The organism is Candidatus Abyssobacteria bacterium SURF_5 (assembly GCA_003598085.1).
GTDB lineage: Bacteria > Abyssobacteria > SURF-5 > SURF-5 > SURF-5 > SURF-5.
Window position 1 is genome coordinate 1 of sequence record QZKU01000089.1, and the last position, 19391, is coordinate 19391.

Genomic DNA, 19391 nt, shown 5'->3' on the forward strand with positions numbered 1-19391 from the left:
CCCGATCAGCTCGGCGCCCTGCAGCGCATGCCACAAAGAGGCGCCGCATCCGACCGCGCCGGCATCGCCGCACCCGCCGTTCAGCGGATTCGACTGCGCCGCATGCCACCCCGGCGGAGTGCCCGGACGCCCGCCGCATCCCAATCCGGGACATGAATGCACCATCTGCCATCCAAGAGGATGACCATGAATAAGCTGAAAATAAAAAGGAGTATTCGGTTATGATAATCAAGAAGACCTCTTTGCTGGCTATTGTCCTCCTGATTCTCTGTCCTGTCGTGCTGACCTCTGCCTGCAGCGGTGGTGGCGGTGGCGGCGGGGGTGGTGGCGGCGACACAGGACATGTGCTTGATCAGGAAGCGGACTTCCTGGTTTCCGGCCATGCCGACGCCATGGCTGAAGCTTTCGTCCATTGGGACGAAGAGGACCCTCCAGAGGTTCCGGTGACTTGCGCAAAATGCCATAACACTGCCGGTTTCCAGGACTTCCTCGGTGTCGACGGCTCTACGGTGCGGGTTGTTGATTTTGCCGTCGCCATTGATCCCGCCGCAAACAACGCATTCACCTGTGATCTCTGCCACAACAGTGAAATCGATCATTGGAACTCGGTGATCTTTCCATCAGGCGCGGAGGTCACCGGACTTCAACGCGAAGCTTTCTGTATGGAGTGTCATCAGGGAAGGGAATCGACGGTGAGCGTTGACGCCGCCATCGCGGCCGCCGCCCCGCCGGACGATGACACAGTCAGCGCTTCCTTGAGTTTTAAGAATGTCCATTATTTCCCTGCCGCAGCCACCTTATATGGCGGTACGGCAATGGGTGCGTATCAATACACCGGCAAATCATATGATGTCAAATTCGCTCATGTGGAAGGATTCGATACCTGCATCGACTGCCATAATCCTCATAGCCTGGAGGTGGAAGTTCAGAGCTGTCAGCCATGCCATACCGGCGCGGCTACTGCGGCTGATCTCGTGAATATCCGGATGCTCGGTTCCACCAGAGACTATGATGGTGACGGGAACATCACTGAAGGCATGGCTCGAGAGATAGAGACTTTGCAGAGTATGCTGTATGCGGCCATTCAGGCATATGCGAGCGAGGTGGCCGGAGCGGATATCATTTATGATCCTAATGCTTACCCCTATTTCTTTGGGGATACCAACGGCAACGGTGTTGTCGATGAAGGGGAAGCGAAGTATGCCTCATGGACAGCGCGCCTCGTTCGGGCAGCCTACAACCACCATTATGTTGTAAAAGATCCGGGCAGCTACGCGCACAATGGAAAATACATTGTCGAGCTTCTGTACGATTCTATTGAAGATATTAATTCCGCGCTCGCGCCTGCAAGCCAGATCGACCTCTCGAGCGCCCATCGTATCGATGCCGGCCACTTCGCCGGATCGGAAGAAGCTTTCCGCCATTGGGACGGCGACGGCGAAGTCTCCAGTTCGTGCAGCAGGTGCCACTCGGCGACCGGACTTGCGGAATATCTGGAGACCGGTACCGTGGCGACACAGGCTCTGGCTAACGGTTTCCTGTGTTCGACCTGCCACGATGCCATTCCCAATTTCTCATCACAAAGACTCGCCGTGCAGGTAACTTTCCCCAGCGGGGAAGTGATCGACAGCGGCGACAACACCACAAACCTGTGTATGCAGTGCCACCAGGGGCGTGAATCGAAAGTCTCCGTCGATGCGAAAACAACAGGGAAGCCCGAGGATACTATCGATGCGACATTGAGCTTCGTCAATGTCCACTATTTCGCCGCCGGCGCCACCCGCTACGGGACAGAAGCGCTCGGCGGATATGAATACGACGGCATGTCGTATGACGGCTATTTCCCGCACGTCGCCGCCTATAGCGCGTGCAACGATTGCCACGATACTCACGCGCTTGAGCCAAAGGTGGAGGTCTGCGGGCAGTGCCACGCCGGCGTTGTGGATCCTGCCGATATGTTCAATATCCGCATGGCCGGTTCCACCGTCGATTACAATGGCAACGGCAACGTTACCGAAGGCATCAGCAGCGAGATCGAAGGTCTGCGCACTCTCCTGTATGCCGCCATTCAGGCATATCCCGCAACCGTTCCGGGCGCAAACCCGATCGCGTACGACGGAAGCAGTTACCCCTATTTCTTTGACGACCTCAACGGCAATGGGGTAGCCGATGCGGGCGAGGGCAAATACACCACGTGGACTCCGCGCCTGCTGAAGGCCGCTTATAACATGCAGTACACGTTGAAAGACCCGGGTTGCTCGGCTCACAACGCCAAGTACGTGATCGAGCTGCTGTACGACGGCATCAACTCGCTCGATCCCACCGTCGCCGCCGGATTGACTCGTAACGACGAAGGCCATTTCAACGCAGCCTCTGAAGCGTTCCGGCATTGGGACGGCGATGGTGAGGTCTCGGCGTCCTGCACGCGGTGTCACGCGCCGGCCGCTGGGTTCGATTACTATATCCAGAATGGTGTCGACTCGCCGGCGGCGCTGCCGGTCTCGTACGGGCTGACCTGCGAAACATGTCATACCGGCACGGATTTCGCCGGCTCGGCCCCCCGTAAATTCGTTCCTTCCGTCACCTTCAAAAGCGGCGTGACCATCACCAATAATCCCGCAACCCCCGATGACTCGTTTCTGTGCATCGTTTGCCACCAGGGGCGCGAATCGAAATCAACTATAGATGCCGCTATCGGGGCCGGCAGCTTCTCGTTCAAGAACGTTCATTACCTGCCCGCCGGCGCCATTCAATACGGTTCCGACGCGATAATCGGATACCAGTATGATGGCAAGAGCTACGTCGAGATGTTTGACCATTTCAGCCCCAACTCCGCGCAGTGCAATTTCTGCCATGAACTGGCGCCGGAGAAGCATACGTTCCACGTGGTCCTCACCACCGAATGTACCGGCTGCCATGGTCCTGTCGCGACGGTGGAGGATATCAGAACGCTCAGGGCGACGGATTATGACGGCGACACCAACAACACCGAGAGATTGATAGATGAAATTGCCACTCTTGGGAACGCTCTGTACGCGGAGATTCAAACCTATGCTGCGACGACACTCGGCTCTCCGATTGTCTATGACGAACACGCGCATCCGTATTTCTTCATCGACACGAACGGAAACGGCGTGCGCGATGCCGGTGAGGACTCCAAGTACACCGCATGGGATGGAGCCTTGATGAAAGCGGCGCATAACTTCCAGATCTGGGTAAAAGAACCGGGAGCGTGGGCGCATAATACAAACTATATCGCCCAGTTGCTGATCGATTCGATTGAGGATTTGGGAGGAGACGTGAGCTCGTTTAAGCGACCGTAACGAACGCTCTAACTGCCACCACAGGCCGGGCATCTTACTCGATGTCCGGCCTGCTCGTTTTCGGAGCGCGCTATCGTGAAAAGAAAGCGCAGCGCCCCCGGCCACCAAGTTCTAGAGGAAATACCCTACACTTTCATTCCAGGCAGGTTCAAGGAAGCGGTGTTACCGCCGTCTACCGGCATCGCCTGGCCGGTAATGTAACTGGCTTCATCGCTGACGAGGAACAGAATGGCCGCTGCGACTTCTTCCGGCCTGCCGTAGCGCCTCAGCTCGCACCGGTAGCCGAGTTTGGCTTCCTTCCCCGTCGTGCGCGCGTAATCGAATATTGGCTGCGTCATGCCCGTCTCGATGAGGCCGGGACATACCGCATTCACTCGCACATTATATCCGCCGAGGTCGCAGGCTGACGTTTGGGTAAAGTTGATCAATGCGGCTTTTGAGGCGCTGTAGGCGTTTCCGCCTGCGCCCGAGCGGATGCCAGCGACGGAAGCAGTATTTACAATGGAGCCCGACCTGCGCTGCTGCATGTGACGGGCAACATGCTTTGTGGCGTAAACGGCGCCCATCAAATTCACGCCGAAAACCCGGTGCCAGTCCTCTGCCTCTTCATCTTCAACGCTCCGATAACCGCTTGATATCCCGGCATTGTTGCACAGGATATCCACCTGCGAATACGTGTTCAGGGCGAGTTCGATCAGGTTCTTCACTTCCTCTTCCACCGCCACGTTCGTCCTTTGCACTATTGCGGCTCCGCCCTGATTCTTTATCTGATCCGCGACCGCATTCAGGTCCTCTTCGTTCACGTCGGCAAGCACCACTTTTGCGCCTTCGCGCGCGAATAACAAAGCTGTAGCTTTGCCGATTCCGCTTGCCGCACCCGTTATTATCGCAACCTTGCCCGATAATCGCCCGTCTCTCATTACCCTCTCCTTACCAATCAATTTCTGAAAAGATATCGGCCGACTCCCAGCCGCTCTTTAACGGTTAATGAAGGAATGGAGGTAACAATTACAATCGCACCCACTGCCGATGCAGGAGCTGATACAGAATTATTCCGGCAAGAAAGGCAATCCCCATATTCCACATGGCAATGCCGGCCACCACAAGCATTACATAGACATCCTCTTTCTTGTTTCCGATATCTCTTGTTGTAATGGCCAGCTCGGTTCCGGCGAAAAACAGGATGACGCCCAGGATGGCTTTCGGAAACGCCTGGAAAAGCAAGCCGATGGACTGGCTGAAGAACAGGCCGAGCACGAGGAGGATGCATCCCAACATCACCAATGAGCCACCGGTACGGGCGCCGAATCTTACGTGCCCCGCCATTCCGCCGGCTCCATGACACATCGGGATCCCGCCGAAAGGAGCCGACACCAGATTCATCACGCCCTGCGAGACCGCCATTAAACGATCCGTCACCGGTCGATCCGGAAAGAGTTCGTTGTTCTCCGCGCGGATCGCGATGACTGCATTGCCGATGGTAAGAGGAATCTGAGGAATAGCCAATATGAAGGTGCCCGCCACCATCTCTTTCCAGGTGGTTCGAGCCAGCGTGAATTCAGGCCACCGAAAATCGGGGCGCAGTGTCGCTATCGCGTCAGTAAGGGATTGATCCAATTGGAACGCGCCGATTATGCCGAGCAGAAGCAGCGCGAACATTGCCGGAACCTTCGGATATGTCAGGAGGAGATAGGTCACAATCAGGCCGACTATCGCCAGCCATGGGGTCACCCGCATCATACGAACGCCCTCGGTTATGAAAGAAAGCCCCAGCCCCAACACAATTCCGCGGATTATGGGCTTTGTCGCAAGTTTTGTAACGACATTGATAAACCTTGTCGTTCCCGCCAGAAACCAGAATATGCCGGTGAACAATCCGGCGCCGCAAATCATGCCCGCGCTGATGCCGCCGCCGGAGGCGATTGCCGCGCCTCCTATCGCTTTCATCGGCTGTACCGGTATCGGCGTCTTATAGTACAGGCCTGCGGCGATCAGTGAAATTCCGAACATGAAGAGGATACCCAGCGGGTCGATGTCCATCACGGCGATGTAGCCGACCACAAAAGGAATCAGCGTCCCCAGGTCTCCAAACGCGCCGGCTAGCTCAATATGGTCGTAGCGGTTCTTCCCCAGCCTCGCCCGGCTGGTCCACGGAATCTCTACCGTCTCCGCCGCCGGCTTCAGAGGGGTCTCCTCCCCGGGCGCATGGGATGCGGATTTCAGGTCGTTAGTTTGCACGAGAACATCCTTTAAGCGGGCGTATTATTACTACTGCGGGAAACAATCTCGAATTTTAGGCTAGCACATTTTTTGCGAAAATACAACGAGGGCACGAAGGCAGGGAAAACCTCAAACCATGCTGAAAATAATCGCTATGGACAAGGCTGCGAATGGAAATCGGCGGAAATATCACTGCGTTTGCCCATTACGCGTCCAACTGAGGCACTCGACACTTATCGCCGATCCCATGCTCATTCATCCTTTTGGGGGGTCTTTGTACTCTTGCTCTTAAACCCGCTCGCGAAAGCTTTCTCCGTGAGGAAAGATGCCGGGATACCCGCCCGTATGAATAAAGACCAGGTTCTCGTCTTTTCGGAAGGTGCCTTTGCGGACCAGGTCGAGCATGCCCGCCATGGTCTTGCCGGTATAGACAGGATCAAGGAAAACCCCCTCAAGCCGCGCCAGCAACTTGATCGCTTCAATGCAAGCGGGAGTCGATTTCCCGTAGGTCTCCCCATAATAGTCGTAATGGACGGTGACTTCTCCGGACTTCGCATTGAGCTGCACATCAAGGAGGTCCCCGATCTGGTTGACGATCGTCTCGATCGGCGGCAACCCGAGCGCGGCGAGCGAACCCTTCTTGCTCACAGCGACGCCATGAACGGTCGCCGGCATATCCAGGTATTTCACCCCCGCCAATAGTCCCGCCTGAGTGCCGCTGCTGCCCATTGCAACAAAGATGTGATCGATCCTCAGCCCCATCTCGCGCGCCTGATCGAACATCTCGATTGCAGCCAAAAAATAACCGACGTCCCCGAGCGGAGTGGAGCCGCCGGGAGGGATCATGTAAACGCTGCGCCCTTGCTCATTCAGCTCTTGGACTTTATCAAAAATCGCAAGTTGCATGCTCTCCATGTTAGACTCGTTGGTAAAATCGGGCAAAAATAAATATTCGCAGCCCATGATCTCGTCGAGCAGGAGATTGCCGGTGAGCGCGTCCGCGCGGCTGCCGGAAAGAATGAGGAAGCTCTTGAGGTTGTATTTGCAGGCGGCGGCAGCAGTCATACGACAGTGGTTGGACTGCACCGCCCCAAACGTCAAAAGCGTGTCAGCTTTGTTTTGGATCGCGTCAGCGAGCAGGAACTCGAGTTTTCGCGCCTTATTGCCGCCCGTCGCGAGGCCGGTCATGTCGTCGCGCTTCATCCAGATCTGCGGTCCGCCGAGGTGCTTCGTGAGGTTGGGCAAGAACTCGAGCGGAGTGGGCAGAAACGCAAGCGGGACGCGGGGTATATGATTCAACTTCATCAATCTTCTCCTGTCTCACGGATCGCTTTTAAGGGTAGTTACTTTCGCAGAAGGGATTCGAGCCTCTTCACATGATCCTGCTCCTCGCTGATCAGACTGTGAAGCGCGGCTCTTCCCGTCTTGTTTTGCGTGTTCGCGAGAATCTGATTATAGAACATGATCGATCGTTTTTCCACCTCAATCGCGAGGCGAACCGCTTCCTGGGGAGTGCACAGGATATCGGCGACCCGCTCGGGGTCTTTCAAAATGTCAAACACCTTGGAATCAGCGATGTCGGCAAGTGTTTCTCCTTCATCTGTGACTCCATACTGCCTTGCCAGTTCTTCTACCTTCTCACTGAAAAGATTCAGGTGGGCGCGCTCGTCTCGAATCAGCATCTGGAGAACATCGAGAATCTTCGGCTTGAGGATCTCATCGAGCATTCGGGAATAATAGTAGATCCCGTCCTCCTCCATCTTGCGCGCTATGCGATACGCCTCCAATTCGTCAAAATCGAAGATTCTTATTTCGTCATCCGAAAAATCGATCTTCATGCTCATCCTCCTCGTGCCATTGCCGTCGCGACAACCGCTTTTTGGCGCTAAGCGAGACGCTCTTCACGATATCGAAAAGCAGCATCCCTCCGGAATTCTAGCATAGGGCGGCAGTATCAGCAAACATAGAGAGACGCTCCGAACCTTTGTTCGAAGCATACAGGACGAGCGAACCGGGATCCTAATGGGGTTGGGAAAGAAGCGCCTGCTCGAATTTGGCCTTTGTCAGCTCGGCATCTTCATGAATGACCTGGTACCCGAGTTCAATAATGGGCATCTTGACGCCGACCCGATTCGCAAGGCGATAGAGACTGGCAATAGAATGGAACGTTTCGATGGTCTGATTTTTCTCGACGAAAGTCTGATACGTCTTGCGGCCATGCCTTTTTTCTCCGAGCAGGCTGCCAAATTTGCTCGAACGTCCCGCCATCGAGGTGGCATGCAGGTCGGGCCACCAGGCATGGCTTTCGGTGAAGGTTCTCGCATCCGCCCCCAGAACAAGGCCGAGACGCATGATCTCGTTTGTGGCCGCCATCAGATATTCGCCCAGATAATTCTCGCCCATACCGAAAGATTTGGCCGCCGCATAGATCGACGCATACGGATTTTTCGCCGCGCCCGCAAGAGAGGTGCCGATCGGATCGGTCGAAACGTGGACGACAAAGCGTTTGTTCTCGAGCATCTGCTTGAGCTTGGCGGTCCGCTCCGGCTTCGAGCCGGCGATCTGTGTCGAGCACATCTCGCCGCGGATAACCTCGGATGCGATATTGGCGCCAGAGATCACCGCGATATGTATTTCGTGATCGATTCGGGAACGGTCGATTATCTGCCTGGCCACTACCGGCAGCAAGTCGGCCGTCTGGTGAGAAAAACCCTTGGTGGCAATGACAAGGTCGAGATCGCGCGTGGCATACTTGCAGACCCGCTCGATCACTTTCTCAAATTCGCTCGAGGGCGTGGCCACAATAATTGCTTTCGAGTCGGTAATGGCGTCCCGATACGAGAATTTCGGATATACGATCTTGGGCGCAAGCATGCCGGGGAAGAAGTTCGGATGCACGCCCCGTTCTTTGAGCGCTTCAGTGATCTCCTCGCGTGTATCGTAGATGACTACGCTGTGACGGCGGTAGGCCTGGTCCTCCAGAAATTTGTTTCCGATAACGTAGGCAATGGTGTAGCCCCACTGGCCCGCCCCGATTACGCATACCTTGTCGTCATAGTCGGGCGAGTAGAGGCGGTGGTCGCTCATGTTGCCGTAGTAGGCAAGCGCGGGCCGGTCGTTGACCGATACCCTCGAGTTGAAGAACACGCGCCCGCGGCTGATGATTCCCATCAACTCCAAATCTCTCAGCCCAACCTCCATAACGGCGCGCGGACCCATCTCGAACTCATAGGAGAAATTGGGCTCAGAACCAAAGGTGTTCTGATGATAATTGATGATCTTCTCTATCTCCGCCTGAATCTGCTGCGTGAGGTGGGGAATCGATATTCGATCGCCGGCCTCGATAGCCTCAGCCACAACATGGCTCGGCATAACCTTCTTGACCTTTGCTATTCGGCGAATGCTTTCCTCAGCCACCAGCCGGGCAGGATTGGAAACATCCTTCCGGTCCGAAAGAAATTTCTTGATCGAGAACGGCTCGCCGACGGCGGCGCAGGCGCGGCCATAGATATCACGATAGCTCACCAGCAGGTTGTGTGAGAGCATGGCAAACGGATTGTTCCCATTCGCACGGTCGCGACTTAAACGAAATGATCGGCGACGGTGGCGAAGGAAGTTGTACGTACCCTTGCCGTGCACAAGCTTGTAGTACTCCGGTACGCGCGAAAATGAGACTGCAATCGGAATCACAATCGCATCCTTGGCGGAATCAAGAATTCCATCAACCACTTTCAGCCGTTCCGGCAGACGCAGTGTCCCGTTTCGGCTGCGCGCGCCCTGGCGGTTGTTCGCTTCAGGAAAAATGATGAAATCCTCTCCACAGTCCGTCAGTACCTCGCATGTCTTCTCGAGAATCACCTTGTACAGATTCCCGAACTCTTCGTCCTTGAACGACCGCTTCACCTTGATAACGTTCAGTTCCTTCATGATCCGCTCGACCTCGGGGAGGAACATCAGGTTCGCGCCTGCGGCGAAATGTCCTAATCCAAGCCTGAACGAATCCGCAAGATCGCCAACAAGGATGTCATCAATATTGGAAGAATGATTCGCAGCTATCACTTTGCTGATCGAATTACCCGGCGGCAACAAGTCGAGATTCGCTTTGTCCGACGGCTTCTCCGTAAAAAAACTGGTGCAGCCGGAAAGATCGAAAATCAGGTCGAGTAGAAAATAGGCGATCAATCTGAATTTCGCATGCGTCTCTCTGTTGTAAGTCGGGAGAATATCCCGTACTTCAGCCTCCACTCTCGCCAAATCCGTCGCAGGCGGAAGCTCCTCTCGCAGGCGCATCATCGTCTGATGTAACACCGCCTCGATATCTATCGGTTTCTGAGGGGCGAACGGAGCCACTCGCTCCTGGATTCCGCTGGCTGCGGTCTCCTTTTCGAGAAAATCAACAAGCGCATCGATACGCGTTGAAGATAACTTCACAAGCTGTCGTCGCAAACCACGCAGAAGAGGTATCATGTGCCGTCACCATTTTCCCAGAGAATTTGCTTTCAAGAAGTGAAAAGTACAGCGGCAACAAGAGCAATATCAGTGCCAGCCAACTTTTTTGTCCTCAACTTCTTTACGAACAAGGACATCCAAAAGAAGAGCAAAAAGCGTGAAAACCGTTTTTTGAACCTTTTTGCAACAATCGCACTGCGGATGCAGAAAATTTCTTGCAGGATGCTCTTTTCATTATAGAGGAATATTGCCGGCGTGTAAATACCGGCATGCCTGCGTCTCGCTCATCCTTATTGCGCCGCTTGACGCCTTATGAGGCCTGTTGCTACAATTGCGCAATCCATTGAAGCAGATACTGGAGGGTGTGAACAATTAACGCAAACAAATATCCTTTACCTCTCGAAGTGCAACGAGTGCGGGCAGAGTTGCCGGTGGTCGAAAAAAAACTGTTCTTCAACACGGGTTGGTCCGGCCCCTCGCCGATCTCCGTTGTGAACGAACAGAAGCGCGTGCTCGAGTGGCTGGCAAGTGAAGGGGTCTCGCATCATATCTATAAACAGACGAGCAGGAACATCAAGCGGCTGCGTCAGCGGCTCGCAAAATTTTTCCGGGCGCACCCGCGCGAGATCGCGCTCACGCGCAGCACGACCGAGGGCATCAATATCGTTCTCGGCGGCATCGACTGGCAGCCCGGCTGGAAAATCGTCACCACGAACATCGAGCACGGCGCCTGCCTCGTCCCTCTCTATAATCTTCGCGACAGGTATGGAGTCGATGTCGAGATTGTCGATCTTACCTCTGCTCGCCACCCTGTTCGCGCCGTCATGCGCGCAATCGACAGCCGCACGCGCCTTGTCGTGGCAAGCCACGTCAGCTTCAATACCGGATTGCGCCTGCCGTTGAAAGAGCTTTCCGCTGCGGCCGCCGAGTGCGGAGCCGAACTCCTGATAGACGGCGCGCAGTCGGTCGGCGTGTTCCCTATAGACCTGCATGAGTCCGGCTGTCATTACTATGCATTCCCCGGACATAAATGGATGCTGGGACCCGACGCCGTGGGCGGCCTCTACGTCCGAGCCGACAGGCTTCCTCGCCTCAAAATCTGTTTTGCCGGAAATGAGTCGGCGAAAAAATTCGACCGCGAAGGAAATGTGAGCTATCACCGAACCGTCAAGAAATTCGAGTACGCCGATTTCAACGCGGCCCTTGTCGCCGGATGGCTGAAGGCGCTTGATTTCCTCGAGGATTTCGGAATCAACAACATCGAGAAGGCGATTCGCCTTAACACCGAATACTTAAAGGGACGCCTCTCACAGATAAAAAAAGTCTCCGTCGTCACGCCGCTTCAGTGGAATAAGTCCGCAGGACTGGTTTCAATCGCGATCAAAGGCGGAAATTGCGAAGACGTATTTCATGCCCTGCTTCAGCGGAATGTCGTGGCGCGTTTCACCCCGCCGCCCTCGTATATCAGATTTTCGGTAAACTGGTTTAATACGAAAACCGAGCTCGATAAGCTGGTGCAAGCGGTAAAAGAGATAATCGGTTCACACGCTGAAGGATGATCCCTCGAAAGGTGAACCCGTTCGAAGCTTTCTAATCCAGCCTGCACCCGTGGATTCTGTTTCGGCCTCGTACAGGTTCGATCACGGCATTTAATGATGAAGATCCCCCTTACAATTACTCTTCCGTCAATAGGAAGGACAGGCATATGAGCGACAAACCAGGTCAATACACCTTTTACGTAAACGGCGAATTCCTCCCCATGAGCCAGGCGAAAATTTCGGTCCTCGATTCCGCCCTTCATGGCGACAGCGTGTACGATACATTGCGCACGGTGAACGGGGCACGCATCTATCGCATCGATGAGCACGTCGAGCGCCTCTTTTGCTCATGCAGGGCGGCGGCAATCGATCCGGACATCTCCCCAGACGATATGAAGCGGATTCTTAACGAACTGCTCGATCGAAACAGGCATCTGCTGGCCAATAACGACGACGCGTGGCTCATTCCCCGCATCTCGTCGGGCAGCCTCCTCGGCGGAGGCCCCAACGTCATGGTCATGTTCGTACATCTTCCGTTTCGATTGTACGCGAAGTTCTTCAGGCTCGGCATCCACGTAATCGTATCATCCATCCGGCATGTGCCGCCCCAGTGTATGGACCCGAAAATCAAGTATGACGCTCGCCTGTTCATGCACATCGCAGAGCGCGAGACCAGGCGCATCGATCCCGAAGCCGCAACTTTGCTTCTCGATATCCATGGCAACGTCGCCGAACTCACCGACGCCAGCTTCTTCATCGTCAGGAAAGGAACGGTCATCACGCCCACCACGCGAAACGTTCTGCCGGGCGTCAGCCGGCAGGTCGTCCTCGAATTGTGCGCGAAGTTGAAGATTCCCGCCGTCGAGAAAGATTTCCAGCTTTATGACGTCTACAACGCCGATGAGGCTTTCCGCACCGGGACGAGCTACCGCATGATGCCTGTCTCCCAAATCAACATGCGCCATCTCTGGAAGAGGGTGCCCGGCCCGATCACTCAGCGCCTGCTCGACGCATACAGCGAGGAATTCGGCCTCAATATCGCCGAACAATACCTCAGCCACCTGTCAAGTGACGAGCGCGCGGAATTGGAAAAGGAAAAACTCCCGCACGGTGCCGAATGACTTCCGGCGGTCCCGACACGACAGCCCGTTAAAAGCCTTGTCAAGCCATTTTCTCCTTGACAACTGTTTAGTGTTTAGTTTACAATTTCGTTGGAAGCTATTGCTGAAAACGCCTGATCCCGCGAAGGAGAAGCAGATTTTATATAAATTCCCTCTTGTCCATAGTACCTTCCCCGTTGCATAATCTAAAACTATCTCGTAACCCTTTAGTTTTCGCGGCATTGGGCGATCGACGATTGCGGCTGCCGTCGGTGTTGGGCCAAATAACCATTATGAAAAAAACAGACAAAGACAAGAAACACGTGTTGGAGAAGATGGATCAATCTGCCAATGGGTCCGACGTGCTTCTCGCGTACATGGACCCGCAGTTCAATTTCATTCATGTCAATAAGGCATATGCCGACGCGGATAAGCGCGACCCGAATTTCTTTCCAGGAAAAAATCATTTCGACTTGTACCCCAATGATGAGAACGAGGCGATCTTTCGCAGGGTTGTCGAAACCGGCGAACCCTATTCAGCTTACGCAAAACCGTTTATCTATGCCAATAACCCGGAACGAGGAGTTTCGTATTGGGACTGGACGCTCCAGCCGGTGAAAGCGACTTCCGGCGAGACGACCGGCCTACTGTTCCGCGCCGTGGATGTGACAAAGCACGTTCGGATGGAAGAGGAACTGCGAAATAGCGAAGCGTATTTCCGCCAACTGTTCGATGAGTCCCCGCTCCCTGCCGGCATGGCAGGCTTCGATTACCGGTTCCGGATGGTGAATAAGGCGTTCTGCCAAATGCTGGGATACTCGGCCGACGAAATGCTCTCGCTCACCGTTATGGACGTCACGCACAGCGACGACCTGTTGGCGGACGCCGTCCAAAGAGACGCACTTGCCGCGGGAGAAATCGACCAGTACCAGATCGACAAACGCTTCGTCCGTAAAGACGGCGCAATGATCTGGGTCCGGTTCTGGGCTCGCTTGCTTCGAGATAAAGAGGGAACCTCCCTCCACCTCATGCTTCTTGTCGAGGACATAACGGATGAAAAACGAGCCGAAGAGGAACTGAAGCTGTATCATGAGCGCCTCGAGCAGATGGTCGGCGAACGAACGACGGAACTGGCCGAGGCAAACGCGAAACTTCAGCAGGCGATAGTCGAGCACGAGTGCGACGAAGAAAAATTGCGTGAGACAAACGAACAACTGAATAACATTCTCAGCAGCATCAGCGACGGCTTCTTCACACTCGATAACCAGATGGTCGTTACATACTTCAACCAGGCGGCGGAACATCTGGTTGGCCGCAAAGCTGAAATTGTTGTGGGCCGGCCTCTGTTCGACGCGTTCCCGGAAGCCAGAGGCTCTGTTTTCGAAGAGAAATACACATACGCACTGAAACATAAAGTGGCGCTTTCGTTTGAAACATATTTCGGCGTCGAACCGCTCACCAACTGGTACGACGTCCGGGTATATCCGTTCAAGGATGGGATCAGCGTCTATTTCCAGGTGACGACGGCGCGCAGGGAAGCCGAAGAGGCCATTCGAATCAGCGAGGAGAAACTGCGGCTGGTGACCGACTCTCTTCCCGCGCTCATTGGATATGTCGATGCGGATCGGCGATTCCTGTTTAACAACAAGTTGTACGGGGAATGGTTCAAGCAACCACAGGCTGAACTTGCCGGCAAACATATGAGGGAAGTCCTGGGAGAAGCGTCATATCGGAAAGTGGCGCCATATGTCGAAAAGGTTCTTTCCGGCCAACCCGTTCGATTCGAGGTCGTTTTCGAATTTGAAGGCGGATTGCAGAAACCCGTCGAGGGCAGATATGTCCCGCACATTGATGGGGAAGGCAACGTGCAAGGCTTTTTTGCACTGGTGACCGATATCAGCGAGCGCAAACAGTTCGAAGCCGAGCGCGAGCGCCTGCGCAAAGAGGCCGAAGAGGAACGCGACCGGCTGATGACCCTGCTCAATACCGTAAGCGACGAAGTTTGGTTCTGTGACACAAAAGGGAATGTCACTCTCCTGAATGTGGCCGCCGAAAAGGGAGGCTTTACGCCGGAAGACGTGAATCAGCCGCTTCACCAATGGCTGCAGACGGTTGAGATCTTGGATGCTGAGGGGGGACATCCGCGTCCCACTGAAGACGCTCCGCTTCTGCGGTCTTTGCGAGGCGAAACCGTCCGTAATTTTGAAGAGATCGTGCGCGATCCGCTGACCGGACTGCTGAGATACCGCGAGGGCAGCTCCACTCCGTTACGGCGGCGCGACGGACGCATCGTCGGCGCCGTTGCCGCGGTGCGCGATGTCTCCGCCCGCAAGCGAGCCGAGATCGCCCTTCGCGAGAGCGAAACGCGCTTTCGAGAACTTTCTGAGCACCTCGAGCAGAAGGTAAGGGAGAAAGTAGTCGAGCTGCAACAGGCGGAAACCCTCGCCGCAATCGGCCGCATGGTCTCCGTCGTCGCCCACGAGGTGCGCAATCCTTTACAGAAGATCGGCATGGGAGTCGAGACCCTGAAGAGCGACCTGGGACAGGATTCGACTGAACTGGAAATCCTCGATGAAATCGCCTTCGGCGTCGATTCGTTGAACGGCATTATCGGCGATCTGCTGAATTATTCAAGGCCCATCAAACTCGATCCCGCTCCGGTCCGCATCGAGGACCTGGTGGAACAGGCCATTAGCCTGTTGCACAACAAACTGCCTAATATATCGCTCAGCATAAAGCTGGACCGGCCCCAAGAGGAACTCCGGGTTGACCGGATGAAATTCGTGCAGGTCCTGGCTAATCTCATATCCAATTCCGCCGACGCCATGCCCGACGGCGGCACCATGACCATTCAGTCAAGCTACAATGACAACGCCGGCATATTCAGCCTGTCTGTCTCGGATACCGGCCACGGAATCAAAGAACACGATATCAAGAAGATATTCGAACCCTTCTTCACCACGAAAGTCAGAGGAACAGGACTGGGGCTCGCCTTCTGCAAGAAAATTATAGAGGCCCATCACGGAGAATTGCGGATAACGAGCAAAGAGGGCAATGGGACAACGGCCGAAATCATTCTGCCGGCCACGTGAGGGCATCATCACCCTCGCAATCGTCATCTTCCTCCGCCCGTGTCTTCCTGCTTGTATACTGCCGCTGTTGAATCCTCGTGGTGATCCGTCCGCATCTGCCTAACCCTGATAGACGGTATAGGCGGTCTCACTCCGCGACCGCCTTGAATCGGTTAATCGGTTTGTGTCATAATTGCCCCAACCAATGATGCCGCTATAACCCGCCCCGCTCGAAAGGAGGTCGTTCCCGATGGATAAGATTCTCCGCGTCAACATGTCCTCGCAGTCAGTCAAACTGGAATCGATTCCAGCCGAGTATGTTGGCCTGGGTGGACGGGCGCTCACATCCAAGATCGTCGCTCTCGAGGTGCCGCCGCTGTGCCATCCGCTTGGACCGGAAAACAAGCTCGTCATTGCGCCCGGCCTGCTTTCGGGAACGACTGCGCCGTGTTCGGGCAGGCTGTCGGTCGGAGCGAAGAGCCCGCTCACCGGCGGCATCAAGGAATCCAACGCCGGCGGAACCGCCGCGCAGAAATTGGCGCGATTGAGTATCGCGGCTATCGTGATCGAGGGGCAGGCGCCCCCTCATGCGCTATGGAATCTTCTCATAGCGAAAAATAAAGCCGAACTCCTGCCGGCGAAAAATCTCAGGAAAAAAGGGAACTACAAAACCATAGAAATCCTTTCAAAAGAATACGGCGAGAAAGTTTCATATATCACGATCGGCCCGGCCGGCGAATGCTTGCTTTCAGCCGCCAGCGTGGCCGTGACCGACCTCGAAAACCGACCCACCCGGCACGCAGGAAGGGGCGGCCTCGGCGCCGTTATGGGATCGAAAGGAGTAAAGGCGATTATCGTCGACGACCGCGGCGCGCCGGCTCCGGCCATAAAAAACGTGGAAGCCTTCAGACAAGCGGCCAAAACATTCGCCGATGCCTTGCGCAGGCACCCTATCACCGGCACAGGCCTGCCTACCTACGGCACGAACATTCTGACCAATGTCATCAATGAGTCCGGCGGGCTTCCAACACGTAATTTCAGCGCCGGTCAATTCGAGGACGCATCGAGAGTGAGCGGCGAGTTCCAGCGCGAGATTATCCTCGCACGCGGAGGCGTGGCCACTCACGCATGCCACCGCGGATGCGTCATCCGATGCTCTCGCATATACATGGACAAGAACAAGAAGTATCTCACCAAAGGACCGGAATACGAGACCGTGTGGGCGAACGGACCCAATTGCGGAATTAATGATCTCGACGTGATCGCGCGTCTCGACCGGCTCTATGACGATATCGGGCTCGACTCCATCGAAATGGGAGCCGCGCTCGGCGTGCTCATGCAATCGGGCTTCCTGCGGTTCGGCGACGGCAAAGGCGCAATAAAACTGATGCGCGATGAAGTTGGAAAGGGAACACCGCTCGGACGCACCTTGGGAAGCGGCGCCGCCGTCACCGGACAGGTTTTCGGCGTCGCGCACGTCCCGGTCGTTAAGCGCCAGGCCCTGCCCGCATACGATCCGCGCGCCATCAAAGGAATCGGCGTCACCTACGCCACCTCGCCGATGGGCGCCGACCATACTGCCGGCTATTCGATAACCGCAAACGTTCTGGGCGCAGGCGGCAGAGTGGACCCGTTGCGGGTGGAAGGTCAGGTCGAATTGTCGCGAAACCTCCAAATCGCGACGGCAGCCATCGACAGCACCGGGCTTTGCCTCTTCGTCGCTTTTCCGGTACTCGATGATCCAGCCGCTTTCCAGGCGATCTACCAAATGATCAACGCCCAATATGGGTTGAGCCTTGGACCGGATAATATCACCTCTTTAGGGAAAGCCGTCCTGAATTTGGAACGCGACTTCAACAAGAGGGCCGGCTTTGCGCCCGAAGACGACCGCCTCCCGATGTTCTTCGAAACAGAGCCGCTCCCGCCGCATAACCTGGTCTTCAATGTGGCGGCCCGCGATCTGGACTCGGTGTTTAATTTCTAGAGATTATGCAGGAAGAGCAAAATATCACCGTTTTCGTCAAGCTATACGCTATTCTCGCAAAATATGCCGGCGTCCCCATCATGCATCAACCGCTCCGGCTCGAAATCCCGGCAGGAACCCGCTTGCTCCAACTTTTTGAGCGGCTCGGTATTCCCGACGACGAGGTCAAAACAGCCTTCGTCAATTCTACTATGCAGCCGCCCGAGTACGTCCTGCGGGAAGGAGACCACGTGGGAATCTTTCCGCCCGTAGGCGGGGGAGCGACCGAACACTCTGTCTGTGGTATAATATGATCAACCCCGCATCCGAAATGAGGAGAAATTTCTTTAAAGAACTTCTTGACAGCATCGGATCATTGTGCTATAATTCCGATTGACTTAGTCGAGATGGCTCAGGAGAGACGATGTCCATATCCCAAAAATGTCAGTATGCATTACGTGCAGTTTTCGAACTGGCCAAGCAACAGGGCGAAGGACCAGTAAAAATATCCGATATCGCCCGGACGCAGGCCATACCGACCCGGTTCCTCGAAGTGATTCTCAACCAGCTCAAACAAGGCGGGTTCGTCGATTCCAGGCGCGGCAGCGCGGGCGGCTACATACTCACCCGGAGTGCATCGGCCCTCACCGTGGGCGAGATCATCCGGTTCATCGAAGGGCCGCTCTCGCCTGTGCAATGCATCACAGGCAGCTCATCCGATCAATGTCCCTTACACGGGGAGTGCGCTTTTCTGCCAATGTGGGAAAAGGCCAAGGAGGCCTTGGCGGAGGTGTATGATACGACCTCATTCCAGGATTTGGTGGAACAGGAGGAACTGCGGCAGAAGAAACGGGTGCTGGATTATAGCATCTGAGGCCGGAAGTAGCGGAGTCGGTACTTTTTTTGGAGGTGAAGTGTTTTTTTGCCCCATATCTTGACTACGTCAATCGAGATAGTGAGGAGACCGGAAGGGGTGGCAGGAGGAGGAATCTATGAACAGTCCCAGTAATGGAAACGACGTCCGTTGCCTTGTGGAAGAACTGAATTTCGCGCAGAAAGTCGACCGGTCGCTCGGACTCCTCCGCGAGGCGTACGAGCAATTCGGCGACCGAATGGTTGTTGCCAACAGTCTGGGGAAGGATTCGGTGGTTGTCTGGCACCTCGTAAAGAAGGTTTCACCAGACATTCGCGGTTTTATTGTGACCACACGTTTCAAGCCGGCCGAAACCAAACAGTTCATGCGCGAGGAGGTTGCCCGGCATCCGGAACTTCGCGTCTACAAAAATGACGAGCCTATCGCCGACGAACTTTATAGAACCAATCCCGATCAATGCTGCGACATCCTGAAGGTTGCGCCGACGCGCCAGGCTATCGAGGAGATGAAAGTAGAGTGTTGGGTCACCGGCCTGCGATGCACGGAAGGGCGCACTCGTACCGATTTTCGTGAAATCGAGCGGCGTGATGAGGACCTGATCAAGCTGAACCCGATCCTGGTCTGGAAAGAACTCGAAGTTTGGCAGTACATCGCACTGTTCAACGTGCGCGTAAACCCACTTTACAAGCAAGGCTACCGCTCTCTCGGCTGCGCTCCCTGCACGAGGATTGCAACGGGAGAAAATGAGCGAGCCGGCCGCTGGGTCGGCACCAGCAAGTGCGGCGGCGAGTGCGGTATCCATACCAGGCCGCTGAAGGAAAACATCGACGCATTGTACAGGGGCGGCCACTGA

The 19391-nt window shown here is 55.2% G+C and carries 13 protein-coding genes; 8 read left to right on the forward strand and 5 right to left on the reverse strand.

Annotation, left to right across the window (positions count from 1 at the left end):
- Nucleotides 1-221: 221 nt before the first annotated feature.
- Nucleotides 222-3323 (forward strand): hypothetical protein, encoded by a 3102-nt coding sequence (locus C4520_12800; protein ID RJP19455.1) that lies wholly within the window; start codon nucleotides 222-224, stop codon nucleotides 3321-3323.
- Nucleotides 3324-3448: 125 nt separating this feature from the next.
- On the opposite strand, the gene C4520_12805 is transcribed toward C4520_12800, so the two are convergent.
- The 5 genes from C4520_12805 to C4520_12825 all read right to left on the reverse strand — a co-directional run bounded on the left by C4520_12805 (nucleotide 3449) and on the right by C4520_12825 (nucleotide 10010).
- Nucleotides 3449-4243 (reverse strand): SDR family oxidoreductase, encoded by a 795-nt coding sequence (locus C4520_12805; GenBank protein ID RJP19456.1) that lies wholly within the window; start codon nucleotides 4241-4243, stop codon nucleotides 3449-3451.
- A gap of 88 nt (nucleotides 4244-4331) precedes the next feature.
- Entirely contained in the window at nucleotides 4332-5507 is a 1176-nt protein-coding gene (locus C4520_12810) for a sulfate transporter (GenBank protein ID RJP19477.1), read from the reverse strand.
- A 324-nt stretch (nucleotides 5508-5831) separates the two neighbouring features.
- A complete protein-coding gene (locus C4520_12815; GenBank protein RJP19457.1) occupies nucleotides 5832-6848 on the reverse strand; it encodes a D-cysteine desulfhydrase family protein in 1017 nt (338 codons plus the stop codon).
- A gap of 38 nt (nucleotides 6849-6886) precedes the next feature.
- Nucleotides 6887-7387 carry a hypothetical protein gene (locus C4520_12820; GenBank protein ID RJP19458.1) on the reverse strand — a complete coding sequence of 167 codons (501 nt, stop codon included), beginning with the start codon at nucleotides 7385-7387 and terminating at the stop codon, nucleotides 6887-6889.
- Between the two features lie 175 nt (nucleotides 7388-7562).
- A complete protein-coding gene (locus tag C4520_12825; GenBank protein ID RJP19459.1) occupies nucleotides 7563-10010 on the reverse strand; it encodes a hypothetical protein in 2448 nt (815 codons plus the stop codon).
- A 353-nt stretch (nucleotides 10011-10363) separates the two neighbouring features.
- On the opposite strand from C4520_12825, the gene C4520_12830 reads away from it, so the two are divergent.
- The 7 genes from C4520_12830 to C4520_12860 all read left to right on the forward strand — a co-directional run bounded on the left by C4520_12830 (nucleotide 10364) and on the right by C4520_12860 (nucleotide 19391).
- Nucleotides 10364-11551 (forward strand): aminotransferase class V-fold PLP-dependent enzyme, encoded by a 1188-nt coding sequence (locus tag C4520_12830; protein ID RJP19460.1) that lies wholly within the window; start codon nucleotides 10364-10366, stop codon nucleotides 11549-11551.
- 146 nt (nucleotides 11552-11697) lie between these two features.
- A complete protein-coding gene (locus tag C4520_12835; protein ID RJP19461.1) occupies nucleotides 11698-12651 on the forward strand; it encodes a hypothetical protein in 954 nt (317 codons plus the stop codon).
- Between the two features lie 236 nt (nucleotides 12652-12887).
- Nucleotides 12888-15722 carry a PAS domain S-box protein gene (locus C4520_12840; GenBank protein RJP19462.1) on the forward strand — a complete coding sequence of 945 codons (2835 nt, stop codon included), beginning with the start codon at nucleotides 12888-12890 and terminating at the stop codon, nucleotides 15720-15722.
- 229 nt (nucleotides 15723-15951) lie between these two features.
- On the forward strand, nucleotides 15952-17685 hold the full coding sequence (locus tag C4520_12845; protein ID RJP19463.1) for an aldehyde ferredoxin oxidoreductase: 1734 nt from the start codon (nucleotides 15952-15954) through the stop codon (nucleotides 17683-17685).
- A gap of 5 nt (nucleotides 17686-17690) precedes the next feature.
- Nucleotides 17691-17978: a MoaD/ThiS family protein gene (locus C4520_12850; protein RJP19464.1), complete on the forward strand. Its 288-nt coding sequence runs from the start codon at nucleotides 17691-17693 to the stop codon at nucleotides 17976-17978.
- Nucleotides 17979-18088: 110 nt separating this feature from the next.
- Nucleotides 18089-18538, forward strand: a complete 450-nt coding sequence (locus tag C4520_12855) for an Rrf2 family transcriptional regulator (protein ID RJP19465.1) — start codon at nucleotides 18089-18091, stop codon at nucleotides 18536-18538.
- Between the two features lie 118 nt (nucleotides 18539-18656).
- Nucleotides 18657-19391: a phosphoadenylyl-sulfate reductase gene (locus tag C4520_12860; GenBank protein ID RJP19466.1), complete on the forward strand. Its 735-nt coding sequence runs from the start codon at nucleotides 18657-18659 to the stop codon at nucleotides 19389-19391.

Bases quoted from the DNA above. Each gene is read 5' to 3' on its own strand.
- C4520_12800 (RJP19455.1), top strand. From the start codon at position 222: ATGATAATCAAGAAGACCTCTTTGCTGGCTATTGTCCTCCTGATTCTC.
- C4520_12805 (RJP19456.1), bottom strand. From the start codon at position 4,243: ATGAGAGACGGGCGATTATCGGGCAAGGTTGCGATAATAACGGGTGCG.
- C4520_12815 (RJP19457.1), bottom strand. From the start codon at position 6,848: ATGAAGTTGAATCATATACCCCGCGTCCCGCTTGCGTTTCTGCCCACT.
- C4520_12820 (RJP19458.1), bottom strand. From the start codon at position 7,387: ATGAGCATGAAGATCGATTTTTCGGATGACGAAATAAGAATCTTCGAT.
- C4520_12825 (RJP19459.1), bottom strand. From the start codon at position 10,010: ATGATACCTCTTCTGCGTGGTTTGCGACGACAGCTTGTGAAGTTATCT.
- C4520_12835 (RJP19461.1), top strand. From the start codon at position 11,698: ATGAGCGACAAACCAGGTCAATACACCTTTTACGTAAACGGCGAATTC.
- C4520_12845 (RJP19463.1), top strand. From the start codon at position 15,952: ATGGATAAGATTCTCCGCGTCAACATGTCCTCGCAGTCAGTCAAACTG.
- C4520_12850 (RJP19464.1), top strand. From the start codon at position 17,691: ATGCAGGAAGAGCAAAATATCACCGTTTTCGTCAAGCTATACGCTATT.
- C4520_12855 (RJP19465.1), top strand. From the start codon at position 18,089: ATGTCCATATCCCAAAAATGTCAGTATGCATTACGTGCAGTTTTCGAA.
- C4520_12860 (RJP19466.1), top strand. From the start codon at position 18,657: ATGAACAGTCCCAGTAATGGAAACGACGTCCGTTGCCTTGTGGAAGAA.